The organism is Actinoplanes sp. CA-131856 (assembly GCF_050956135.1).
Classification (GTDB): domain Bacteria; phylum Actinomycetota; class Actinomycetes; order Mycobacteriales; family Micromonosporaceae; genus Actinoplanes.
Window position 1 is genome coordinate 3,411,959 of record NZ_CP191849.1, and the last position, 24,024, is coordinate 3,435,982.

Annotated in this window: 18 protein-coding genes; 3 read left to right on the forward strand and 15 right to left on the reverse strand. The window is 70.4% G+C overall.

Going from position 1 to position 24,024, the window contains the following annotated elements:
* Positions 1 to 101 precede the first annotated feature (101 nt).
* Positions 102 to 1,094: a hypothetical protein gene (locus ACQP2X_RS15955; protein ID WP_498697707.1), complete on the forward strand. Its 993-nt coding sequence runs from the start codon at positions 102 to 104 to the stop codon at positions 1,092 to 1,094.
* Here ACQP2X_RS15955 and ACQP2X_RS15960 read toward each other — a convergent pair.
* The 4 genes from ACQP2X_RS15960 to ACQP2X_RS15975 form a co-directional block, all read right to left on the reverse strand.
* A complete protein-coding gene (locus tag ACQP2X_RS15960; protein ID WP_498697708.1) occupies positions 1,091 to 1,783 on the reverse strand; it encodes a Clp protease N-terminal domain-containing protein in 693 nt (230 codons plus the stop codon). The genes ACQP2X_RS15955 and ACQP2X_RS15960 overlap by 4 nt on opposite strands.
* A 53-nt stretch (positions 1,784 to 1,836) precedes the next feature.
* Complete coding sequence (locus ACQP2X_RS15965) at positions 1,837 to 2,157, reverse strand: hypothetical protein (RefSeq protein WP_498697709.1); 321 nt, start codon at positions 2,155 to 2,157, stop codon at positions 1,837 to 1,839.
* Positions 2,150 to 3,850 carry an AbeC-like domain-containing protein gene (locus tag ACQP2X_RS15970; RefSeq protein ID WP_498697710.1) on the reverse strand — a complete coding sequence of 567 codons (1,701 nt, stop codon included), beginning with the start codon at positions 3,848 to 3,850 and terminating at the stop codon, positions 2,150 to 2,152. Before ACQP2X_RS15970 ends, ACQP2X_RS15965 begins: the two co-directional genes overlap by 8 nt.
* A gap of 75 nt (positions 3,851 to 3,925) precedes the next feature.
* A complete protein-coding gene (locus tag ACQP2X_RS15975; RefSeq protein WP_498697711.1) occupies positions 3,926 to 5,719 on the reverse strand; it encodes an immune inhibitor A domain-containing protein in 1,794 nt (597 codons plus the stop codon).
* A 188-nt stretch (positions 5,720 to 5,907) separates the two neighbouring features.
* Here ACQP2X_RS15975 and ACQP2X_RS15980 point away from each other — a divergent pair, with 188 nt between their 5' ends.
* Positions 5,908 to 7,956, forward strand: a complete 2,049-nt coding sequence (locus ACQP2X_RS15980) for a copper resistance CopC family protein (protein ID WP_498697713.1) — start codon at positions 5,908 to 5,910, stop codon at positions 7,954 to 7,956.
* A 45-nt stretch (positions 7,957 to 8,001) separates the two neighbouring features.
* Here ACQP2X_RS15980 and ACQP2X_RS15985 read toward each other — a convergent pair whose 3' ends face one another.
* The 11 genes from ACQP2X_RS15985 to ACQP2X_RS16035 all read right to left on the reverse strand — a co-directional run bounded on the left by ACQP2X_RS15985 (position 8,002) and on the right by ACQP2X_RS16035 (position 22,858).
* Positions 8,002 to 9,060: a polyprenyl synthetase family protein gene (locus ACQP2X_RS15985; protein ID WP_498697715.1), complete on the reverse strand. Its 1,059-nt coding sequence runs from the start codon at positions 9,058 to 9,060 to the stop codon at positions 8,002 to 8,004.
* Positions 9,057 to 10,427, reverse strand: a complete 1,371-nt coding sequence (locus tag ACQP2X_RS15990) for an alkaline phosphatase family protein (RefSeq protein ID WP_498697717.1) — start codon at positions 10,425 to 10,427, stop codon at positions 9,057 to 9,059. The genes ACQP2X_RS15985 and ACQP2X_RS15990 overlap by 4 nt, the downstream gene beginning before the upstream one ends.
* Positions 10,424 to 11,524, reverse strand: coding sequence for a metabolite traffic protein EboE (gene eboE, locus ACQP2X_RS15995; protein ID WP_498697718.1), 1,101 nt, complete (start codon positions 11,522 to 11,524; stop codon positions 10,424 to 10,426). Before eboE ends, ACQP2X_RS15990 begins: the two co-directional genes overlap by 4 nt.
* The gene (locus tag ACQP2X_RS16000; RefSeq protein WP_498697720.1) at positions 11,524 to 12,375 is read right to left on the reverse strand and encodes a TatD family hydrolase; all 852 of its coding nucleotides are present in this window, start codon (positions 12,373 to 12,375) and stop codon (positions 11,524 to 11,526) included. The genes eboE and ACQP2X_RS16000 overlap by 1 nt, the downstream gene beginning before the upstream one ends.
* The gene (locus ACQP2X_RS16005; RefSeq protein ID WP_498697722.1) at positions 12,375 to 12,947 is read right to left on the reverse strand and encodes an EboA domain-containing protein; all 573 of its coding nucleotides are present in this window, start codon (positions 12,945 to 12,947) and stop codon (positions 12,375 to 12,377) included. Before ACQP2X_RS16005 ends, ACQP2X_RS16000 begins: the two co-directional genes overlap by 1 nt.
* A complete protein-coding gene (locus ACQP2X_RS16010) occupies positions 12,931 to 13,758 on the reverse strand; it encodes a sugar phosphate isomerase/epimerase family protein (protein ID WP_498697723.1) in 828 nt (275 codons plus the stop codon). The genes ACQP2X_RS16005 and ACQP2X_RS16010 overlap by 17 nt, the downstream gene beginning before the upstream one ends.
* On the reverse strand, positions 13,755 to 14,591 hold the full coding sequence (locus tag ACQP2X_RS16015; RefSeq protein WP_498697724.1) for an SCO3242 family prenyltransferase: 837 nt from the start codon (positions 14,589 to 14,591) through the stop codon (positions 13,755 to 13,757). Before ACQP2X_RS16015 ends, ACQP2X_RS16010 begins: the two co-directional genes overlap by 4 nt.
* Entirely contained in the window at positions 14,578 to 15,717 is a 1,140-nt protein-coding gene (locus ACQP2X_RS16020) for an inositol-3-phosphate synthase (RefSeq protein ID WP_498697726.1), read from the reverse strand. Before ACQP2X_RS16020 ends, ACQP2X_RS16015 begins: the two co-directional genes overlap by 14 nt.
* A 23-nt stretch (positions 15,718 to 15,740) precedes the next feature.
* On the reverse strand, positions 15,741 to 17,444 hold the full coding sequence (locus ACQP2X_RS16025) for a ThuA domain-containing protein (protein ID WP_498697728.1): 1,704 nt from the start codon (positions 17,442 to 17,444) through the stop codon (positions 15,741 to 15,743).
* A 72-nt stretch (positions 17,445 to 17,516) separates the two neighbouring features.
* Positions 17,517 to 20,297, reverse strand: a complete 2,781-nt coding sequence (locus ACQP2X_RS16030) for a carbohydrate-binding protein (protein WP_498697730.1) — start codon at positions 20,295 to 20,297, stop codon at positions 17,517 to 17,519.
* Positions 20,298 to 22,378: 2,081 nt separating this feature from the next.
* A complete protein-coding gene (locus tag ACQP2X_RS16035) occupies positions 22,379 to 22,858 on the reverse strand; it encodes a hypothetical protein (RefSeq protein ID WP_498697732.1) in 480 nt (159 codons plus the stop codon).
* Positions 22,859 to 22,945: 87 nt separating this feature from the next.
* Between ACQP2X_RS16035 and hemC the strand changes: the two genes are divergently transcribed.
* The gene (gene hemC, locus ACQP2X_RS16040) at positions 22,946 to 23,878 is read left to right on the forward strand and encodes a hydroxymethylbilane synthase (RefSeq protein ID WP_498697734.1); all 933 of its coding nucleotides are present in this window, start codon (positions 22,946 to 22,948) and stop codon (positions 23,876 to 23,878) included.
* Positions 23,879 to 24,024 lie beyond the last annotated feature (146 nt).

The window sequence follows — 24,024 nt, forward strand, 5'->3', positions numbered from 1 at the left end:
CATTACCGCCAGCTGTCGACAGCTTCCCGCCCCCCGGTGGTCATCACGTGTCGCTCTCACGGGCACACACGAGGTGACCATCCATCGATAAGGTGGCGCGCATGGTGTGTCCGACCTGCGGGCTCGACAACGACCCCAGCGCCGCGGCCTGCGCCCGGTGCAACACCGCGCTGGTCGCGGCCCCCGCGTGGCCGCCACCCGGCTACACCCTCGCGGCCCCGCCGTCCGCCCCGCCGCCGGGATATACGCCGTCGTCCCCGCCGCCGGGATATACGCCGTCATCCCCGCCGCCTGGCTACACCCCGTCCACCCCGCCTGGATATACCCCGCCGCCCGGCGAACCGTCGTCTCCGCCTGGATACAACCCGCCGCCCGGCTATCCGTCGTCCGGTTATCCCGCGCCGCCGTCGTCGCCGCCCGTTTACGGCGGTCCGCCGCGCAACTGGCTCCCCCTGGTGGCCGGCGTATCCGTCGTCGTGCTGCTCGCCCTGGTCGCCGGCCTCGTCCTCTACCGCAACGGCCAGGACGATCCCGTGGCCGGCCCGCCGCCGGCCACCCAGACGACGACCGCCCCGGCCCCCACCACCGGGACGACGGACACGACCACCGCACCGCCCACGACCACGACGACCACCACCGCCGGTGATCCATTGCCGCAGGCGCGGGTGATCGACGACGTCCTGGTCCGCAGCAAGTCCAGTCGCGACAAGCTGAACAGCGCCATCGACCGCGTCGGCCGCTGCACCGGCCTGACGGGCGCCGTGTCCGACATGCGGGCGGTGGGCGACGAGCGCCGCGCCCAGATCGACGAGGTCCGCGGCGCCGACCTGTCCGCGGTGGGCAACGGCGAGTCGATCCGCTCCACCTTGGTCACCGCGCTCCAGCATTCCCTGGACGCCGACGCCGCCTTCGTGGAGTGGGCCGAGGCCGCCGTGAACGGGGGCTGCGCCGAGACCACCGGCCGCAAGGCCGCCTACGCCCGGGGACTGGCCGAGTCGGAACAGGCCGGCACCTCGAAGGTCGCCTTCCTGGCCGTCTGGAACCCGGTGGCGAACCAGCTGGGCCTGCCCACCCGCACCCGCCAGGGCATCTAACTGCTGAGGGCGGCGGTGACGGCTGCCTCGGCGGTGGGCTTGTCGACGCCCAGGCCGGCCAGGACGCCGGTGCCGTCCTCCAGTTCCAGCAGGGCCAGCAGGATGTGCTCGGTGCCCACGTGGGTGTGGTTCATGCGCAGGGCCTCGCGGAACGTCAGCTCCAAGGCCTTCTTGGCGTGCGCGTCGAACGGGATCAGGGCGGGCACCGAGTCGGCCGCGGCGGGCAGGGTCTTGATGGCCACCTCGCTCACCGTCTCCAGGGCCACGCCCTGCGCGACGATCGCCCGGGCGCCCAGGGCGGACGGGTCGGCGACCAGGCCCAGCAGCAGGTGGGCGACGCTGATCTGGGCGTTCCCGCGGTTGCGGGCCTCCTCCTGCGCCGTCACGACCACCTTGCGGGCGCGGTCGGTGAAACGGCTGAAACCCTGACTGGCGTCCAGGTCGGGGGCGTCCGGCTTGGCCACGAAGCGCTTCTGGGCGGCCTGCTTGGTGACGCCCATGCTCTGGCCGATCTCGGTCCACGAGGCGCCGGAGCGGCGTGCCTGGTCGACGAAGTGGCCGATCAGGTGGTCGGCGATGTCGCCCAGGCGCTCGGCGGCCAGGACCGCGTCGGAGAGTTGGTCGAGGGCGGTGTTGTTCTTGTTCTTGATGGTCTCGATCAGGTCGTCGAGCCGCACGGAATCCGTCATGCGTCAACCATAGGTTGACGATGGCGAAGCGTCAACTCAAGGTTGACGACGAATCAGAACGGCCACTGCGAGGCGACTATGGCGCCGATCGCGGCGGCGGCCTCCACTACCGTGCGCGTGCTGGTGGCGCTCTCGGCGAGCTCGCGCAGACGGGTCTGAACGCGGGTGCGGGCCTCGGGCGTACCCTCCTGAATGTCGCCCTCGATGGCCTGGACCTCGCGGGGGTGTTCCTCGCGGATGACGTCGAGCCGGGCGCGGACCTCGTCGGCCGGGGCGGCGTAGTAGTTGTTCTGGACGTTCGTGTTCTGGCCGCCGATGTTCTGCTGGCCACCGTGGACGTTCATGGTGCCGATCTTGATTTCCGGCTCAGGCACGGGATCCTCCGGGCGCGTTGTGCTGGGTGAAGGTGTTGCGGCCGCCGAAACTCTGCTGGCCGCCGTAGAAGGTGGCGTTGTCGATCGAGACCGACGCCACCGCGGCGCGGAACTCGGCCGTGTCGACGCCCTGCTCGGCCAGGTAGTCGAGGACCGTCTCGTTCACCACCCGGTCGAGCAGCTTCACGTATTTCTCGGCGTCGAGCACCTGCATGAATTTCACGGTCGGGCGCTGCGAGGCTAGCTCGCGGACGCTGAAGTGGGCGCCGTAGTCGTAGAAGCGGAAGTCGTCGGCGCTGCGGCCGGAGCGGGCCATCCGGCTCGGCAGGCGCAGCGTGTCCCAGCCGAGCCGGGCCAGGTGGACCGGGCCCAGGATGTTGTCGCGCAGGAAGCGGCGCAGCGTGTCGGCCAGCGCGTGGCCCTGCACGCGCTCCGGGCGTACGTTGTCGACGAACTGATAGCGGGGTTTGACCTGTGGCATCACCGTGCACACGAACTCGGTGTAGAGCATGCCGCCCTCGGCGGCCAGGTGGATGAACGCGGTGACGCCGATGCCCGAGTCCTGCGCGGGCAGCACGAGCCGGCCGTCGGGCGTGCGGATCTCCTTGCCGCTGGCCGGGATCACCGCCCGCAGGTAATGCCGCAGGCCGCCCTGCGGACTGCCCATGATGGCCTGGATGGTCTCGGGGGACGCCATCGTGCGCGGGGTGCGGGTCTGCGGGTCGATCAGCGGGTCGTCGCCACGGCGATGCCCGTCGGCCGCCACATAGGGCACCACGTAGATGTTCGGGATCCGCTCGCCCTCGCGCAGCTTCTCGTCGCGCAGGCCGACGACCGCGTCGTGCACGCGCTGGTTGAGGGCCACGGTGTCGATGGCGATGCGTTCCTCACCGGACGACGGTCGCAGCGTGATGGCGAACGACCAGCTGTGCTCGATGAAACCGGCGCCCGCGTACGGATCGATGTCCTGCACGCAGATGTTGCCGCGCTGCATCGCCGCGACCACCCCGAGCCGCCACTCGACGCGCGCGTTGAACCCCCGCGGCACGACCGGCGGGATGCCCGGCGCCAGCTCGGTGGTGAGGATGCCGTACGCCTGCCGCCGGGACAGGAACAGGGCGGCGAACATGCCGATCGCGAGCAGGATCGGCGTCGCCAGCAGGAACGCCCCCACGCCGCCGGAGAGCGGTGAGGAGGACGAGTAGTAGTACGAGGAGGAGTAGGGCGCGCCGAGATCGGCCAGGAAGCTGGCCGCGACGACCTGGAGCAGAAGGTAGCCGAGGAAGCAGAACAGGAGACCGGCCACCACGGCCAGCCCGGCGACGCGGACCCCGCGCGGCAGCTCCTTGTAGGACGAGGAGCGCAGGAACACGACGACCGCGCACAGCCCGAGCCATCCGACGGTCGCGAAGCTGGCGGCGCACAGGCCGACCACGAGCAGCCCGGTGACGATCGCGTAGCGGATCAGCAGCAGCCGGCGCGCGCGGAGGCAGTGCCGGACGACCGGGTCGAGATCGAAGCCGTACGACGGCGGCACCGCCTTGCGCTCCTCCTCGACGACCTCGCGGATGACGGCGTTGGCGAAGTCGGGATCGAGATAGGGCGCCCCGCACAGTTGCCGGGTCGCGTCGTTCAGCGTGGTGCCCGGCACATACGACGGCATGCTCAGCAACGGTGGCTGCGGTTCCCCCATGCCGGGAAACCTATCGGCGATCGTCGCTGCCGCGCCACCCCGTGCGGGGCGGCGCGGCAGCGACGTCCCGCGCCTCTACTTCTTGGGCGGGGTCACCTTGAGGACCATGAGCGGAAGCGGCCCGGTGATCTGCGTCTTCACCTCGAGCTTCACGCCGGCCCCGGCGACCTTCACCGAACCCTGCGGGTTGGTGCTGTCGTAGTACTTCAGCGGGTCGGAGTCGTCGAAGACCGGGATGGCCTTCTGGCGGGGCACCGCGACGGCGGCGCCGTTGCGGTGGAACGTGACCGGGTCGGTCGACTGGAGACCGAAGGTCGCGTCGAACGGCTGGCGCCGGTTGCCCAGCAGCACGCCGTCCGGGAAGACGACCGGCTTCGGGCGGGCGTCGACCGGGAGGCTGAGACCCACGCCCGGGTGACGGCTCGTGTTGTTGTTGCCGGCGGCCGGGTTGACGTACCAGACCAGAAGGCCGTCCTGATAGGGGAAGCGCTCGGCCCAGTCGGGCCGGGTGTCGGCCCAGCCCCAGTTGTACGGGCCCAGCTTCAGGGTCTCGTCGTAACCGGTGTACGTGCGGTACTCGGCGGCGTAGTAGGAGCCGTCGGCCAGCGGGACCACCACGGCCTGCGGCAGCTTGCTCTCGCCGTTCGCGGCCGTGCCCAAGGTGACGTACTGGCTCTTGCCGGGCTTGACCGTCACGAAGTTGGACCAGCCCAGGAAGATCTTCTCCCAGGCGCCCATGTAACCGGGCGTCGAGCCGATCGTCGGGGCGCCGCGGCCCAGCCACGAGCCGGCCGACATCAGCGTCCAGAAGCCGGTGCCGTTGTCACCGCCCGCGGTGTCGTAGAGGTCGGGCAGGCCCAGGTCGTGACCGTACTCGTGGGCGAAGACGCCGAGGCCGCCGTTCTCCGGCTCGGTCGTGTAGTCACCGATCCAGATGCCGGTGTCGCCGATCTGCACGCCGCCGGCCAGGTTGCCGGCCGGGCCCGCGGTGCCCTCCAGGTCGGAGAAGGCGTACCAGCGGTGCGACCAGATGGCGTCCTCACCCTGGGCGCCGCCGCCGGCCTCCTCACCCTCGCCGGCGTGGATGGCCTGGAAGTGGTCGACGTAGCCGTCCGGCTCGTTGAAGTCGCCGTCGTCGTCGAAGTCGTCGCGGTCCCAGACGTCGAAGGTCTTGAGATAGGCGGCGACCTCGGCCGGGGTCTTGCCGGCCGCGATCTGGCTCTCGTACCAGGCGGTCGCGCTGTCCTTGATGTAGTTCCAGTAGCCGTCGTCCTCGGCGATCTCGTTGCTGCCGTAGCGGGCCTCGTTGTAGGGCAGCTTCACCCAGTCCGAGACGTCGCCGCCGACCGTGTAGCGGCCGCCCGACTGCTTGTAGTAGAAGTTCGCCATCGACTCCTTGTTCTTGGCGAACAGCAGCTGCTTGTAGTGCGCGGAGTTGAAGTCGGCCTGCCAGATCGTGGTGTTGTCGTCGGCCCGGTTGGGCTGCGGGATCTGGTTGTGCACGGGGCCGGGGGTGCCGCCGGTGGCCGGGAGGGTGGCGTCGCCGAACTCGGTCAGGAAGGTGAGGACCGGGTCGGTCTTCGTCTCCTTCTTGCGGTACTCGACGTACTTGCCCTTGCCGAGCTTGACGACCTCGGAGCCGTTCTTCTTCTCGGTGGTCACCTGGCCGGCGATGAGCTTGCGTACGGCCTCGGTGCGCTCCGCCTCCCGCTGCTCGGCCAGCGGGTGCGGCAGGTTGTCCTCGCCGAGCGACGCGGTGGGCTCACGATCGGCCCGGTCCGGTCCCGCGGCGGGCGCCGCTGCGGCCGGCGTGGCGATGAGGGTCGCCACCACCGCGCCGGCCAGCGCGACGCTGAATGTCTTCCTCAAGAGGGGTCACTCCTTCAAGAAAGCTACGTCCGTCCGCTCATAGAATCTTAGATATTTCGATGTAGCAATGGGTGGGGGAGCCTTTAGTCCGGTCAAGGGCGGTGGTGGGGAGGTCGGATGGGTTTTCTCAGAGAAGTTAAAAGTTCTCGATGTCTTGACTAAAGCTTCTGGGCTCCGAGGATGGGAGGATGAAGCCGCTCCGCCGGGGTCTGTTCGCGCTCGTCGCCGTCGCCGTCGCTGTCCTCGGGCTGCCGCCGTCACCCGCCGGCGCCCACGGGACGCTGGGCATGTCCGTTCCCGCCCAAGGGGCGACGGTCAGTGCGCCGCTGGGCAGTGTGGAGCTGTTCTTCACCGAGAAGGTGCCGGACAACGCGTACTTCGCCATCAGCGCGCCGGGCGGGGGACGGGTCGACAACGGGTGGGAGCACGCGGCGCCGCGGGCGCTCGACAAGCCCGTGACCGAGTACTTCATGGTCGAGGGCAAGTTCGAGCCCCGGCAGTACACGACCGGCTATCCGGCGCGGGTCCGCGTGGCCCATCTGCCGGCCACCGGGGAGTACCGGGTGGACTATCAGTCGAAGGCGTCGGACGGTGATCCGGTGCGGGGGTCGCTGACCTTCAAGTACACGGGGCCGGCCACCGCGGCGCCCGTCGGGTGGGCGCCGCCTACGGGTCAGCCCGATCCGGCGCTCGGCTCCTCCGAGAACCACGGTACGGCGCCCAGCGCGGCCGCTCCGGCCGCCGCTACGCCGCCCGCCGCTCTTTCCGCGCCCACGCCCGCGCCGTCCTCCGGCGACAGTGGCAGCTGGCTCTTCGTCTGGCTGGCCGTCGCCGCGGCGGTGGCCGTCGTCGGCGCCTTCCTGCTCGGGCGCCGGGCCCCTTCCCTGAGCCGGGCGCGGCCCGCAGGCCGGAACCAGCCGAAGGGCCGAGGGTCGGGACAGAATAGTCAGAAAGCACGAGGAAAACGGAAAAATCCGTCGGGAGGCGGGGGTCGACCGAAGGGCGCGGCGTCGGGCCGGGACTGGCCGAAGGGCGCGGCTTCGGGCCGGGACTGGCCGAAAGGTGCGGCTTCGGGCCGGGATTGGCCGCGAGGCGCGGGGCGGGATCGCGCGCCCGGCGCTGAGCCCGCTGTCGCCACGGCTCCGGGCGTTGTCAGCGCGGCCATCAGTGACTCTCCGGGCGGCTCGTCCGGTGCCTCTCTTGGCAGCGCGCCCGGCGGCTCGTCCGGTGGTTCTCCTGGCGGCTCGTCCGGCGGCTCGACTGGCGGGTCGGCTGGCGGCTCGTCCGGCGGGTCGACTGGCGGCTCGTCCAGCGGGTCGACTGGCGGGTCGACTGGCGGCTCGTTCGGCGGTGATGGGCGGCGGTCCATTCCGCTGGGGCCGCTCGCGGTCGGTGCGGTCGTGGTGGCGCTGATCGGCGGCTACGCTCTCGGGCGGAGCACCGCGGCCCCGGAAGCGCCACCCTCACCGCCCGCCCCGGCGGCGGCCGCGGCGGTGGCCACCGGGCACCAGCACAACGGTGGGGCGGCCACTCTGGAGGCGTCCGGCACTTCGATCAGCTCGGGCGGCTACACGCTTCAGCCGGTCCATCGCTCGCAGGCGCCCAAGACCACCACCGACTACACGTTCCGGATCCTGGGGGCCGACAAGAAGCCGGCCACCCGCTACGCCGTGGTCCACGACAAGCCGCTGCATCTGGTCGTCGTCGGGCGTGATCTGGCCGATTTCCAGCACCTGCACCCCACGATGTCGGCCGACGGCCTGTGGACGGTCCCGCTGGCGCTGGCCAAGCCCGGCGCCTATCGGATCTTCGCCGACTTCACCGTCGAGAACGCGGCCGGCGCCACGGTCCCGCTCGTCCTCGGCGCCGACCACCATGTGCCCGGCGCGGGCCCCCAGGCCGACCTGCCGCCCGCCGCCACCACCGCCCAGGCCGGCCCCTTCACCGTCACCATGGAGGGCGCGCCCAAGCCCGGCGCCACCGTGCCTGTCCTGTTCCGTGTCACCCGCTCCGGTGCCCCGGTGACGCTCGAGCGCTACCTGGGGTCGTACGGCCATCTGGTCATCCTCCGCGAGGGCGACCTGGGCTACGTCCACGTCCACCCCGACGCCGACCTCTCGGACGGCGCCGTCAAGGTCGCCACCTCGATCCCGGCCGCCGCCCGCTACCGGGCCTTCTTCGAGTTCCAGGTCGAGGGCAAGGTCCAGCGGGCCGAGTTCACACTGGATCTCGACTGAGCCGCCCACCGCGCCGGGTGCTCCGGCGCGGTGGGCGGCTGTTCGTCAGGTGGTGCGGTCGACCGCCGCGGCGGCCAGGTCGGCCAGCGCCGAGCGGACGAAATCGGGGAGCGGGGCCGCCTCCAGCGCCGTCAGGCCGGCTTCGGCCCGGACGCGGATCATCTGCTCTATGCGGTCGAGGGCGCCCGTCTCCTTGATGATGGACCGGAGCTCCTCGGCGCCGTCGGCGTCCAGAGCCGGGTCGCCGAACAGCTCGGACATGCGGGCCGCCTGGTCGCGGTCGGCGGCGTCGCGGGCCAGGGCCATCATCACCGTCATCTTGCCCTCGCGCAGGTCGTCCAGTGTGGACTTCCCGGTGACGGCGGGGTCGCCGAAGACGCCCAGGACGTCGTCGCGCAGCTGGAACGCGTCGCCCAGCGGGTCACCGAACTCGGTGAACGACGCCGACAGCGAGCGCGGCGCGCCGGCCAGGCAGGCGCCGATCTGCAGGGGGCGGGTGACCGTGTAGCGGGCCGACTTCATGCGGATGACCGTCAGCGCGCTCGCCACCGAGCCGTCGCCGACGCCGGAGACCAGATCCAGGTACTGGCCGGCGATGACCTCGGTCCGCATGAGCGCGAAGGCGGCGTACCCCTGGTGAATCTGTCTCGGGGGTAGCCCGCACTCGTGGAACATCTGCTCGGCCCAGGCCGCGCACAGGTCGCCGCAGAGCAGTGCGGTGTTGCGGCCGAAGGCGAGCGAGTCGCCGCGCCAGGCGTGGCGGTCGTGGACGGTGGCGAACAGGCGGTGCATCGACGGCTGGCCGCGGCGGCGGTCGCTGCCGTCGATGATGTCGTCGTGGATGAGCGCGAAGGCGTGGAACAGCTCCAGCGCCGCCGCGGCCCGGATCACCTCGGGGCAGTCCTCGCCCCCGCCGCCGCGCCACCCCCAGTAGGCGAAGGTGGGACGCAGCCTCTTGCCGCCGGCCAGGACGAAGCGGCGCAGCGAGTCGAGCGCGCCGCGCGGGGCGCCGTCCGGCCACGCCGGGTCCTGGCGGTCGATGAACTCGGCCAGGGCCGTGTCGAACCGTTGACTCAGGGGCCGGCGCGTCGCCTGGAGCGTCATGACGCCAGCCCCGTCAATTCCAGCAACAGGGCCTTCACCTCCGTCGCCGCGATCTCCTTCCGGGCCCGGGCCGGGTCGGAACACAGGAACACCGGGCCGTCGTCGGGATCGTCGGGCAATCGGCCGTGTGACCCGCGCACCGCCTTGGCCCCGGCGTCGAGGCCGACCACGTCCATGACGTACCGCAGGCCCAGCTTCTTGCGGGCCACCGCGGTGACCGCCCGCCGCTTGGCCGCTCCCGGGTTGGCCGGGTCGAAGAACAGCTCGGCCGGGTCGTAGCCGGGCTTGCGGTGGATCTCGACGACCCGGGCGAAGTCGGGCGCCCGCGCGTCGTCGAGCCAGTAGTAGTACGTGAACCAGGAGTCCGGCTCGGCCACCAGCACCAGATCGCCCGCCCGCTCGTGGTCGAGCCCGTACCGCGCCTTGTCCGGGCCCTCGAGCACCTGGTCGACGCCGGGCAGGGCGGCGCAGAGCTTGGCCACCTCGGCGACGTCGGCCTCATCGCGGACGTAGACGTGGGCCACCTGATGGTCGGCCACGGCGAAGGCCCGCGACACCCACGGATCGAGATATTCCATCCCGTCCTGGGCGTAGACCTCCAGGAGACCTTCCTTGCGCAGCAACCGGTTCACGTCGACCGGGCGGCTCACGTCGGTGATGCCGTACTCGGACAGCACCACCACCGTGGTGCCCTTCGCGGCCGCGTCGTCGAGCAGCGGTGTCAGCACCTTGTCGAGCTCGGCCGCGGCCGCCGATGCCTCGGCCGCCGAGGGGCCGAAGCGTTGCAGGTCGTAGTCCAGGTGCGGCACGTAGACGAGGGTGAGGTCGGGCTGCTTGGTCTTCAGCAGGTGGCGGGCCGCGTCGACGATCCACTGCGACGACGGCATGCCCGCGCCCGGTCCCCAATAGGTGAACAGCGGGAACGGCGGCAGTTCGTCGTGCAGCGACGGGGGATAGGTGTAGCAGTCCGGCTCCTTGCGGCCGTCCGCGCGGTAGATCGGGCGCGGCGTGATGGTCCAGTCGACCCGGGCGCCCATCGCGTACCACCAGCAGACGTTGGCCACCGTGAAGTCCGGCCGCAGCCGCCGGGCGTCGTCCCAGATCTTGTCGCCGCCGACGAGAGCGTTGTGCTGCCGCCAGAGGAAGACCTCGCCCAGCTCCCGGAAGTACCAGCCGTTCCCGACGATCCCGTGCTCGCTCGGCAGGGCCCCGGTCAGGAACGTGGACTGGGCCGAGCAGGTCACCGCCGGCAGCACGGTGCCCAGCTCGGCCTGGAAGCCCTGTGCGGCCACGGCTTTCAACCGCGGCATGTGCGCCAGCAGGCGCGGGGTCAGCCCGACCACGTCGAGCACCAGCAGCTTGCTCATCGGTTCACCGCCATCAGGTCGCGCGCGAAGGCGAGCTCGGCCGCGATGCCGTCGGCCAACCCCGCTTCGTCTCTCGGCCGTTGGGACTCCGGGAGGACACCCCAGGTGTACGTCTCCACGTCGAAGTGCTCGCATCGCTCGCCGGGCGCCGTCAGGAGCTCGTACAGCGCCTCCCGGATCACCGGCACGGTCGAGGTCAGCGGCGCCTCGGGCTCGGCGTGCAGCGGCACGTGGTAGTGGATCCGCCACGGCCCCGGCAGGCGGCGGTCGAGCGCCTCGTCGAGGTCGTCGGCCGACCCGCCCTCGGCCGAGCGCGTCTGATGCAGGAAACGCTTCTCGGCGTACGACCTCAGCACCTCCTCGGCCGCCAGCGGATCATCCGCCTGGAGCGCGGCCGACACCTGGGTCTTCACCACCGGGATGCCGGCCCGGCGCAGCCGGTCGAGCGCCTCCACCGGCTTCTCCCAGGCGCACGCCAGATGCGCGAGATCGAGGCACACGCCGAGCCACCGGGTGTCCATCTTGGCCAGCAGCTCGGCCGCCTGCGTCGTGTTCTCGACCAGACAGCCCGGCTCCGGCTCGAAGCCGACCCGGATCGTGCGGCCGGTCTCGCCCGCGATCCGGTCGAGGCCACGGGCCAGATCGTCCAGATGCCGAGTGGCCGCGGCCGACCGCTCCGCGTCCCACGGGGTGCGCCAGGCCAGCGGCAGCGACGACACCGAGCCGTAGTTGGCCGTGTCCGGCATCAGATCGGCCAGCACCCGCGCGCAGTTCAGCGTGTAGTCCAGGCGTTCCCGCTCGGTCCAGTCGGGGTAGTAGACGGCGTGCTTGACCACCGGCGCCTGGAACGCCTCGTACGGGAATCCGTTGAGGGTGACCACCTCCAGACCTCGGACATCGAGCTCCCGCCGCAGTTTCCTTCGCAAAGCGGGATCGCCGGCGAGCGCCGCCGCGGCCGGAGCGGCCAGCCACAGGCCGAGGCCGAGCACGTCCGAGCCGAGGCGCCGCCGGATCGGCAGGGCGTAGGTGTCGAGCTGGCCGATGATGCCGTCGAGGTCCTCGGCCGGATGCACGTTGGTGCAATAGCTCAGATGCATCAGCTGCCTCCCCGCAGGATCGAGTTGCCGGCGAACGTCGCCTCGGCGCCCTCGACGTCCGACAGGTCGAGCCGGCCCGACTGCGCATAGAACGCGACCGGGTTCTGCCACAGCACCAGATCGACGTCCTCGGCCGAGAATCCGCCGGCGAGCATCGCCTCCGCCGTCCGCACGGTGAGCAGCGGATCGGACTTGCCCCAGTCGGCCGCCGAGTTCACGAGGACGCGCTCCGTGCCGTACTTGCGAAGGATCTCCACCATGCGGTCGGGCGACATCTTCGTGTCCGGATAGATGGAGAAGCCGATCCAGACCCCGGCGTCGCGGGCGGCGTCGACGGTCACCTCGTTGAGATGGTCGAGGGCGACCCGGCCCGGGTCGATGCCCGACTCCTTGATGACGTCGAGGCTGCGCTGGGTGCCGCGGGCCTTGTCCCGGTGCGGCGTGTGCACCAGAGCCGGCAGATCGTGGTCGAGCGCGAGGGCCAGCTGGGACGAGAACGCCTCGTCCTCGGCCGGCGTCATCGAGTCGTACCCGATCTCGCCGACCGCCACCACCCCGTCCTTGGCCAGATAGCGCGGCAGCAGGTCGAGCACCGGCCGGCAGCGCGGATCGTTGGCCTCCTTGGGGTTCAGCGCGATGGTGGCATGGTGGCGGATGCCGAACTGCGAGGCCCGGAACGGCTCCCACCCGATGATCGAGTCGAAGTAGTCGGTGAACGAGCCGGGGTTGGTGCGCGGCTGCCCGAGCCAGAACGCGGGCTCCACCACCGCCCGCACCCCGGCTTCGGCCATCCGCTGATAGTCGTCGGTGGTGCGCGAGGTCATGTGGATGTGCGGATCGAAGATGCGCATCAGGCCTCCTTCAGCTGGTCGAGCAATGCGAGCGCGTCGGGCGGCATGTCGCGGCCGGCGGCGTGACGTTCGAGGGCGAAGGCGCGCAGCATCGCGCCGAGCCGCGTGTCGGCCCGCTCGGACAGGCGATGGATCTTTGCCAGGGGTACGCCCATGAAGACGCACTTGAGCACGGCCTGCCGCCACGCCTCCTGGTCGAGATGGTCGCTGTACGGCCCGAGCGCGGCCGCGACGAGCCGCGTGTCGTTGGTGCGCAGCGCGTCCTCGAGCAGCGGGACGGCGCTGGGCCCGATCGGCAGCAGCGGCAACGCCTTCAGCACGGCGAGCTTCTCGGCCGTGTCCCCGTAGCGGTAGATGTCACCCACCTGCTCGGGCGGAACGGCGGCCAGCAGCAGGGCGCGGGCCGCCTCGTCGGTCGCCCAGCCACCGGCGAGCGGCTCCCGCCCGTATTTGCGCCCGGCCGCCGGGAACAGCGAGGCGACCGCGCCCGGATCGTTGTTGACCCGTCGCAGATCGGCGGTGAGCCGTTCGTTGCCGTCGAGCTCGGCGTGCAGATCATCCAATGTGGTCATGCGAAACCTCCTTGGCCGCGTTCCTCAGGAAGTCCAGCGACTGCGCGGCGATCGCCGGCGCGGCGTGCGAGTGGCGGGGCAGCTCCACCGAGATCAGACCCGGATAGGGGGCGAACGCTTCGAGCACGGGTGGGAAGTCGATCTCACCGGTCCCGAATTCGAGATGCTCGTGGACGCCGCGCCGCATGTCGTCGATCTGCACGTTGACGAGGTGGTCCATCACGGCCGTGACACAGTCGGCGACCGGGATGGGTTCCAGGCAACGGCAGTGGCCGATGTCGAGCGTGATGCCGAAGTTCGGGGGCTCGCCCAGATCGGCGTGGAGCCGCCGCCAGTCGGCGATGTCGTTGACGAGCATGCCCGGCTCGGGCTCGAAACCGAGGGTCACTCCGGCCGAGGCTGCGACATCGACGATTTCGAGGCAGCCGTCGACGAGACGGCCCCAATGCTCCGGATCGCCGATCCCGGCCCAGAAGGAGACGGCCTCGGCGCCCAGATCGGCGCCGACCTGGACCGCTTTCTTGAGGTATTCGAGCCGGAGCGCGGGATCGTCGTCCATCAGGGTGGGTGAGTGCTTGCGCCACGGGTCGAGCAGATAGCGGGCGCCCGTTTCGATGACGACGGCCAGGTTGTGTTTCTCCAGGTCGGCGGCGACGGCGGCGGTGCGGCGGGCCAGATCACCGTCGAACGGGTCCAGGTGGTTGGTGTCGAGGGTCAGCGCGACCCCGTCGTAGCCGAGATCGGCGATGACGGCGAAGGCCTCCGGCAGGCGGTGGTTGCCGAAGCCGTTGGTTCCGTAACCGAATCTCATGTGGGCGACACCTTTCGGGCCAGGCGCCGGGCGAGGGGCGCGACAAGGGCGAGCGCCAGGCCGTACGCGGGGGAGCCGGCCCGGGCGGTGAGAGCACCCTGAAGCTGCGGCAGATCGGTGATGCCGGCGCCGACGGCGGCCCGGATCCGCCCGGCCGTGGGCTCGGCGGCGGCACGGGCCTGCGCGGTGCCGTAGCCGGCGGCGTACCAGGCGGACAGCGCCCCGGCGGCGGGGGACGAACCCGCCGTCGTGACGGCCAGGCTCAGCGTCCCGGCGAGCGTGGCCAGGGGCAGAGCCGGCGTCGCCCCGGACACCTCGTGCCGCGACAGCGCCGTGACCGTGTAGGTGTGTGCCGCCACGGTCAGCGCGGACGGAACGGCTCGGCGCACCCGGCCTCCGCTGGCCCCGAGCAGCACGTCGAGACCGCGGCAGGCGGCCATCACGGCCGGGCCGGCGGGGGTGTTCTTGGCCCAGACATCGTAGGCCCAGACCGCCGCCGCGAGGGGTGCCGCGACGGCGAGGGCCCGGCGGCCGCCGGCCAGCGCGGCCAGCCCGACGCCGGCCGCGGTCAGGCCGGCCGCCGTCAGCAGCGCCTGCCGTGGTGGGACGCGCCCGGAGGGGATGGGACGCTCCGGGCGTTCGCGGGCGTCGAGCTCGCGGTCGGCCCAGTCGTTGGCGGCCATCCCGCCCCAGTAAAGACACACCGAGGCCGCCATCAACCCCGGTGTCGACCGTCGCAGCCCGCCGGCCGCCGCCCCGCCCGCCATGATGTCGCCCGGCACCGAGAGGGCGGCCGGTGCCCGGACCAGTTCGGCCAGGTCACGCAGCCCCATCGAGGCCCCTCACGAAGCTCACCAGCCGGGCCCACTGGTCCGGGAGCGCGTGCGGCACCTCGCCGATCGGGTCCTTGAAGAAGAACGCCAGGTCGGTCAGGGGGCCGCCGCGGCCGGCGGCGTGTGCGGCCGCGGTCAGGCGGGCCAGGTCGAGGATCAGCGGGGCGGCCAGGGCCGAGTCGCAGCCGTGCCAGGAGAACTCCATGCGCATGCGGGTGCCGAGGAAGCCGCTGAACGTGATCAGGTCCCAGGCCGTCTTGAAGTCGCCGATGTCGTCGACGTATTCGATGTGGCTGCTGCCCTGCGGCTGATATCCGAGGGTCTCGGCCAGCACCCGCTGCTTGCTTCCGGCCTTGGCCGCGTTGGCCGCCGGGTCGGCCAGGTTGGCGCCGTCGCCGCCGCCCAGCAGGTTGGTGCCGGCCCAGGTGCGCACGCGCAGGTTGCGCATGGCGAACATGGGCGCCAGCACCGATTTCACGAGCGTCTCGCCGGTCTTGCCGTCGTGGCCGGCGTACGGCAGGCCCACCGAGTCGGCCAGCTCCCGCAGAGCGGGCAGCCGGGTGCCGGTCGACGGGGTGAAGTCCACGTACGCGCAGCCGCTCTTGAACGCCGCGTAGGCGTAGAGGGAACTCGGCGGCAACACGGATTCTTCGGAAAGCGCGCGCTCGAGAAGATCGAGGGAGGCGTGGGCCGGGTGAGGGGTGGCGGCCGGCTCGGTCGACGAGACGTTGATGACCACCACCCGCTCCAGGCCGCGACGACGCCGGAAGTCGTCGATGTCCTGGGCGATCAGCCGCGCCACCTCGAGCTGGGTGGCCGCCGTCGGCACCGGCCGCAGCTCGCGCTGCAAGGCCGGCAACTGGTCGGCGACGGCCGCCGCCGGGCCCACGGGGAGCACGCCGGCGGCGACCAGATCCTCGACCTTCTTCTCCAGGGTGATGTCGCTGATGTCGTGGCCACCGAACACCAGCTCGCCCAGGCCCGGAACGGCCCTGCTGGCCAGTGCCGGCAGCTCGGTGACGCAGCCGAGCGGCTCGGCGAGCCCGGCGCGTAGTGCGGTGGCCCCGACCATGCTGGTCACCGCCACAGATCCTCGTGCTCCGATCAACCACACGCCGGTCGTCATACGAACCTCCCTGTTCCTGTTGCTCAGTTGCCGTAGACCTCGAAGTTGTAGAGCGAATAGCCCCACTGGGTCCCGCGCGCCGTTCCGTTGATCCGCACATACCGGGCCTGCGCGCTCAAACCCGGATGGTCGTCCTCGCCGCCGTTGGCCGCTGTCACCGACTTGACGGTGGTCCAGGTATTGCCGTCGGCCGAGGTCTGGATCTGGTACGCCGAGCCGTACGCGGCCTCCCACTGCAGGCGCACGCGCGACACCGTGTAGGTGGCCCCGAGGTCGACCCGGATCCACTGCGGGTCGCTGAAGGCGCTCGACCAGCGGGTCGTCGCCGAGCTGTCGACCGCGTTCGAGGCCGGGTAGCTGGCGTTCTCGACGCTGGACGCGGTGGCCGCCTTGTTCAGGGCCACGTTCGACGCCGGCGGCGCCACGCTCAGGTCCTTGACGCGCACGTTGCGGAAGGCGGCCGTGTCGGCGCTGCCGTGGTTCTGCAGGCCGATGTAGCCGTCCAGGTTGCGGGCCGGGTCGGTGTTCGTGAAGTCGTTGATGAGCCGGCCGTTCAGGTAGACCCGGATCCGCTGGCCCTCGACGAGCAGCTCGTAGGTGTTCCACTCGCCGGGCGGGTTCAGCGCGGCGTCGCGGGCGGCCAGGTCGGCTGACTTGAAGGTGTAGATGGCGCCGGTGGTGCGGTCGGCCGCGTCGGTGGCGTCGATCTGCACCTCGTAGCCCTGGTTGACCGCCACCCACGGGTCGTTGTTCGGGTTGGGGAAGCCGACGAAGATGCCCGAGTTGCTGTCACCGGTCAGGCGCCAGTCGGCCTTCAGCGAGTACGAGGTGAACTGCTTGGCCGAGTACCAGAGCAGGCCCATCCCACCGGTCGAGGTGAGGGTCGCGTCCGTGTTGGTGAAGCTGCCCGGCCCGGCCTGCGTCCACCCGGTCGTGCTGCCGTTGTACAGCGGCGTGTACCCGGTCTCGGGACGGCAGTCGGCCTTGGCCCGGCCCGCCGCGTAACGGATGCCGCCGAGCAGGTGACTGCGGAAATTCCCGTCCGCGTACGACTCCTGGGTGTGCCCGAAGCCGGTGTACCAGGACCTTCCGGAGTCGACCGTCTTGCACCAGGCGATCGGGTGGTCGGCGCCCATGTTCCCGCCCGAGTACGTCGACTCGTCCAGCGTGGCCAGCACGTGTGACGTGCTGCGCGGGTTGGTCCGGTAGTTGTAGAGCTCGTCGGTGCGCGTCCACGACTGCGGCAGGTGGGCCGTGCTCGCGTGGGCCCGGTCCTCGACCCGCGAGGTGACCTGCTGGATCGCCGGGTGCGAGTGGAAGTACGCGCCGACCAGCTGCCCGTAGAACGGCCAGTCGTACTCGGTGTCGGCGGCCGCGTGCACACCCGTATATCCGCCGCCGCCACGGACGTACGACTCGAAAGCCGTCTGCTGCGTGGCGTTGAGGACGTCACCGGTGGTGTTGAGGAAGATCACCGCTTCGTACTGCGCCAGGTTGGCCGTGGTGAAGGCGGCCGCGTCCTCGGTCGCGGTGACCGTGAAGTTGTTGGCGGCGCCCAGCGTGCGGATCGTCTGGATGCCGACTGGGATGGCGTCGTGCCGGAAACCGGCGGTCTTGGAGAAGACCAGGACGTCGTACGGCGCGTCGGCGGCGTTCGCACTCGACGCGGTGAATGTGCAGGCGGCGATGGCGGTCAGGGCCATCGCGCCGGCCAGGAGCTTGCGCATGGAACCTCCTTAGCTAGGGGGAGGGTGGGCGCCCGTGTGGGGGGACGAGCGCCCACCTTCTTGCGGGGAAGGTCAGCTGCCGTACACCTCGAAGTTGAAGAGCGAGTAACCCCAGGCGGTGGCCCGGGTCGTGCCGTTGACGCGGACGTAGCGGCCCTGCGCGTTCAGGCCGGTCAGGTCGTCCACCCCGCCGTCGCCCCCGGTCACCGAGCGGACCGTGGTCCAGGTGGAGCCGTCGGCCGACGTCTGGATCTGGTACGCCGAGCCGTAGGCGGCCTCCCACTGCAGACGTACCCGGGAAATCGCCTGTGAACTGCCCAGGTCGACCCGGATCCACTGCGGATCGGCGAACGCGCTCGACCACCGCGTGGTGGCCGACGCGTCGACGGCGGCGGAGGCCGGATAGGTGGCGCTCTCGGTGCTGGACGCCGTGGCCGGCTTGTTCAGCGACAGCAGGTTGGCCGTGCTGAAGGTGAAGCTGTCGACGTCGTAGAGCGCGCCCGTGCCCGTGCCGGCGAAGGTCAGGTAGAGCGAGGTCGTCCCGGCCGGGGCGCCGGAGATCCTGCCCGTGACGTTGACGAAGGTGTCCCACGACCCGGTCGGCGCGACGGTGGCCGATCCGATGACCGTGCCGGTGGGTGAACCCGTACGGACCTGAACCGTGCCGCCGCTGCCGGCCGAGGAGACCCGGGCCGTGAACGAGGTGGCGTTGTTCAGCTTGTACGGGTCGAACTGGATCCAGTCGCCGTTGTTGATGTCGCCGACGGTCTGGCCGCCCTCGGCCGTGGCCTTGGTGAACTTGTTGACGCCGGAGGACGTCTTGAAGTGCTCGGCCTGGCGCTTGCGCGGTTGCAGGATGTGCTGCGCGTGGGTGGTCAGCCCGCCCTTGTCGGTGTACGACGCGTCGAAGATCGGGAAGATGTTCGCGGCGTCGTCGTGCTCACCGTCGGTGGGAATCGCGATGGTGCCGGAACAGCCGTTCTGCGACGTGATCTGGTGCCCGTGCTGGTCGTGACCGAGCACGTAGGCCATGGTGACCTTCGAGCAGTCGATCGTGCCGTCCTCGGGGTCGGTGACGGTGACGCTCCACGGGACACTGTCGCCGAACGACACGAGCTGGCCCGAGGCCGGTGTGGTGATGGTGACGACCGGCGCGGTGTTGCCGACGGTCACCGGGACACTGGCGGTGCCGGTCGCGCCCTGCGGGTCACGCACGGTCAGCGTCGCCGCATAGGTGCCATTGGTGGCGTACGTCTTGGTCGGGTTGGCCGACGTCGACGTCGTGCCGTCCCCGAAGGCCCACGAATACGTCAGGGCGCCGCCCTCGGGATCGCTGCTGCCCGCGGAGGAGAAGGTGACGGTCAGCGGAGCAGACCCGGAGGTGGGATTGGCGCTGGCCACGGCGGTCGGGGCACGGTTGGCCCCGGCGACGTAGTCGTAGCGGTAGAGGGCCGAGTTGGCGTCGCCGTTGAAATAGCCGGTGCCGTAGTCGAGGACGTAGAGCGAGCCGTCCGGCCCGAAGGCCGAGTCCATGACCTGCTTGCCGTTCCACGGGAACGTGTCGATGGCGCCGGGGGTGCCGTTGGCGTTGACCACGATCGGCTTGATCCAGCCACGGCCGAACTCGGCGGCGAAGAACTGCCCGTCGAACGACTGCGGGAACTTGGTGGTCGACGGGTTGCTCGCGCTGTACCGGTAGACCGGGCCGCCCATGGGCGACTCGGAGCCGCCGCCGAACTCGGGCGGGGAGCCGGCGTCACCGGCATAGCGGATCCAGGCCGGCTGGGCCGGCGGCAGGGTGGTCAGACCGGTGTTGCGGAACGAATTGTTGGTGGGGCCGCCGGTGCAGTTGTACTTGGCGCCGCCGGTGTTGGCCGCGAAATCCCACTCGTTGTACGTCTCGTTCGTGGTGTTCGTACCGGTGCAGTACGGCCAGCCGAAGTTGCCGGGACCGGTGACCCGGTCGAACTCGACCTGGCCGGAGGGGCCGCGGGTGGCCGAGGTGGTGCCGGCGTCGGGCCCGTAGTCGCCGACGTAGACGTGGCCGGTGGCCTTGTCGACGCTGATCCGGTACGGGTTCCGGAAGCCCATGGCGTAGATCTCGGGCCGCGTGTTGGCGGTGCCGGGGGCGAAGAGATTGCCCGAGGGGATCGAGTACGACCCGTTGGCGTTGACCTTGATCCGCAGGATCTTGCCGCGCAGGTCGTTGGTGTTGCCGGCGCTGCGCTGAGCGTCGTAGGCCGGGTTGCGGTTGGTCCGCTCGTCGATCGGCGAATAGCCGGCCGAGTCGAACGGGTTGGAGTCGTCACCGGTCGACAAATAGAGGTTGCCGGCGGCGTCGAAGTCCATGTCACCGCCGACATGGCAGCACATGCCCCGGTCGGTGGGCACGTCGAGGACGGTGACGGCGCTGGCCTGGTTGATGGTGAAGTCGGCGTTGAGGGTGAACCGCGACAGGCGGTTGACGCCGGCCCAGGTGGCCCAGGTGGCAGCGGTGCCGGTGGCGGGAGCGTCACCGGCGGGGGTGTTCAGCGGAGGGGCGTAGAACAGGAAGATCTGCCGGTTGGTGGCGAAGCCGGGGTCAACGGCGACGCCTTGGAGGCCCTCTTCGTCGTGGGTGTAGACGGGGATGGTGCCCACGACAGAGGTGGCGCCGTTGGCGTCGGTGCGCCGAACGGTGCCGTCCCGCGAGGTGTGCAGAACGGAGCGGTCGGGCAGGACGGCCAGGCCGATGGGTTCACCGGTCTCGGCGACCCCCTTGGCCAGGGTGACCTGCTGGAAGTCGGCGGGGTTGATGACAGCGGACGCTGGGGCGGCGGCCGCGAAGGAGAGGAGGAGAGTGGCTGAAGCCATCGCAGTTAATCGATGGATTCGGGTTCGATGGTTCACGGAGTCCCTTCCTTACCTGGGGATGAGCGAGGGGGACATCTGCCGGAAACATTCCCGTAGTGCTGCTCACGTTAGGAACTTCGCGTCGTCCGTGTCCAGACTTTTGGATCGACCGTCTTAAACTTTTACGTCATCCGCCGAAAGTCCATCTGGGTGGTGGCGTGATGACTCCTCGGAGCTGTGTGCTTCTCGGCTCTGCGAGCGGAGCACGTCTGCGCCGGCTCTGTGAGCGGGCACGTCGGCGTCAGCTCGGTAAGCGGAGTTGTCTGCGCTGGCCTGGTTGGGGTGGACCCTCTGGCGCCGGCTCGGTGGGGCGGAGCTCTCTGCGCTGGCCTGGTGGGGCGAACCTTCTGGCGCTGGCTCGGTCAGGCGGAGCCTTTTGCGCTGGCCTGGTGGGCGGAGCTTTTGTGCCGGCTTGGTGGGTGGAGCTTTTGCGCCGGCTTGGTGGGGTGGAGTTGCTTGCGGTGGACGGCCGGGGGCGGAGGGTGCCCGCTCTCGGCTGGCTGGGGAGCGCTTTACGCCGAGAGCGGGCACCCTCCGCCCCCGGCCTTGCCGGGGAGCTTGGTACCGGCCAGGGGATCGGTTGCTCGCCGCTGAGTGGTGGGTGCGGCCGGGTGGTCACCATGCGGTGGGTGGACGGGGCTGTTCGCTGCCGCGCTGTGGTCCGGCGGGTGGGGCGGTCACGCGGGCACGCTGCGTGGTGGGTCACGCGGCAATTCCAGGCCGGTCGCGCGGGTTGGTGGAAGGGCTCGGCATGGCGGCCTTAGGAGTTTCGCCTGTGCTACATGCTGACGAATTGCGTCGACGCCGAACGCGACCAAGAGTCAGCGTTGCCCGAGGCGCTGGACGGCTGATTACGGAGGCCGGCCCTGAGCCGCCTTGCCGTTCGTAGCGTGGGTGGCTAAAGCCGTTCTCGCAACGGCTGGAAAATGGTCGCGGCCTTTTTGTCCGGCAATTCTGGTCCGGGTGGTTCGGCTGGATCGCAACGTTCCTACGAGGACAAGGGCCTGTTCTTCCGTGGAGCGTGGTAGGGCTTGGGGTCGAGGGTCGTCGGCGTGATCCGGGCAGTGGCGTCGTGGGTGCGCTGGGGGCCTCGTCGGTGACCGGTTGTGCTGGCGGCGCCGTAGGGGTGGTCTTGATCGCTGCCGTCGGGGTTTGAATGGCTCGCGCGGGAACGGTCCGACGCGCCGGGCTGACCGGCCTGGGGCCAATCGTGTCAACGCGGGCGCGTCCAGCGGCGGCCAGATCGCCCGCGGCTGGGCATGGGGTGACCAGATCCAGGTCGGCCGGGCCCACAGTGGCCAGATCTGTGGCGGCGAGGTCGGGAGCGGCGAGGTCTGAGGTGGCCAGGTCTGGCGCCGCGAGGTCTGAAGCGGCCAGATCCGAGGTGGCCAGATCCGAGGCGGCGAGCTCTGGGGCGGCCAGATCCGAGGTGGCCAGATCTGAGGTGGCCAGTGCGGGGACGACCGGGTCTGAGGTGGCCAGGTCAGGGGCCGCAGGGGCTGGGGGAGCAGGGGCTGGGGCGGCAGGAGCTGGGGCTGTCGAGTCGGTCGGGGCGAGGATGGGCGGGCCGACCGGGCTTGGCGCGGCTGGGCCGGTTGGGGGTGTCGGGATGGGTGGGTGGCGGTGGCGTGGTTGGTAGGGGCGGGGTGGGGCCAGCGGTGGCATGGGAGTGTCGCCGTGCAGGCTGCGCCATTTTCGGGTGTGGCGTTGTATCAGGCCGTATTGGCGGCGCTCGTGATGGTCGCGGCGGAACTCTTCGGCGCTGGCTGAGTAGTTTCGGCGTTTGGTGGGGTCGCGCCATTGAGCTATCTGGGTGTGGTTGAAGAATTGCATCTGACCCCGTATCTGGCGCATGAGTTATTGTCCCGCGAAAATCAGCGGAGCGGTAATAGGGAAGATGTGCCACATTCGAATGCGATGCAGCCCGCATTCACATGTCGCTGGGCGCGGGGCGAGCCGTCACGCGGCCTGGGCGGTGTGCCGGCGAGGGCGCGCAACGACGTCCATCACGTGGGAGGTGAGGGGTGCCATGACCTGACGCTTCAGCAGTTGGCCGCTGCCTGTGGGCCGGAGCCTTTGTCCTCGGCCAAGGCCGTGCCGGGGAACTCGGGGCTGACGATGCGGCACGTGACGACGGCGTCGGCCTGCTTGCTAGTGGTCCTGGCGGTCAGTGACAGGGCGCTGGCCGGCATGTGTGGCGGCGCATGCACCGTCACCTTCCACGGCGCCGTCACCCGGGCCTGGGTGGTCTTTCCGTTCGCGTCCGGGGAGTAGGTGACGTCCACCTGGCCTGTGCCGGTGACCTCGAAGGTGAGCGGCAGCGGGCCGCCGTCGAGGGGGATCGGCTCCCCATAGACCCTGATCGCCTCACCGCTGACGCGGAAGGTGGTCGGCGGGATGCTGATCGTTGTGGGCTGTGGGGTTTCCGCAGCATGCGGCCAGGTGTCGACGACGTGGTAGCCGACCGCTCCCACCAGGGCGGCGACCACCGCCACGAGGGCCACTTCGATCTGACGGCGCATCGATGCTCCTGACGCAGTTAATCGATCACGAGCATGATGACGCATGGCGGGGACGTCGCGGTTCCGGTGGGGCTTTAGGGTGGATTGATGCCTCAGAAGCACCTTGTTCGGATCGGTAGCCGGTCGTCGCCCATGGCGCTGGCTCAAGTGGAGCGGGTTCGGGCCGAGCTCGCGGTCAGCCGGCCCGATGTCGTGACCGAGGTTGTGGCTTTCACCACACAGGGGGATCGGTGGGCGGGGGCTCTGTCCGAGCTCGGGGGCAAGGGCGCCTTCACCAAGGAGATCGATCAGGCGCTGCTCGAGAAGCGGTGTGACCTGGCCGTGCACTGCATGAAGGACGTGCCCGGGGACCGGCCGGTGCCGGCGGGGACCGTCTTCGCCGCCTATCTGGCCCGGGATGACATCCGGGACGCTCTCGTGCATCCCGGGGGACTACCGCTGGCGGCGCTGCCGGCCGGGACCCGGGTCGGCACGTCGGCGGTTCGGCGGGTGGCTCAGCTGCGACGGGAGTTTCCGCAGCTGGAGACCGTTCCGCTGCGGGGGAACGCCAACAGCCGGCTCGCCAAGCTCGATGCCGGTGAGGTCGACGCGCTGCTGCTCGCCGTGTCGGGGCTGGAGCGGATCGGTCAGCCGGAACGGATCACCGAGGTTCTGCCGGTCGACGTCATGTGCCCGCCGATCGGAGCCGGCGTGCTCGGGCTCCAGTGCCGGGACGACGACACGGCCACGCTCGAAGCGGCGGCCGGGCTGGGTGATCCGGAGGTCTGGCGGCAGACCGTGGCCGAGCGGATGCTCCTGCATGTGCTGCAAGGGCACTGCAACAGCCCGATCGCCGGCTACGCGGTGACTGAGGCGGACGGGCGGCTGTCGCTGAAGGGCCGGGTCTTCTCGCCGTACGGCAAACAGATGCTCCAAGCGCAAGAATGGGACGACGATCCAGTTACTCTCGGTGTTGCCGTGGCGTTGTCGCTGCTGCGTCAGGGGGCCCGCGGGCTCATCGACGCTCCCAGGCAACCCTGAACAAGATCACGTAGTCTTGGCCCCTGCCTGTTGCGCGGGGATGGTTCCCTGTGCCGGCGTGTTCGGGGTATTCGTGGAGAAAGGTGGTCTGGAGCTCCGTGTCTGTCGGTAACCGGACGAAAGACCGTAAGTGGCCTACCAAGGCT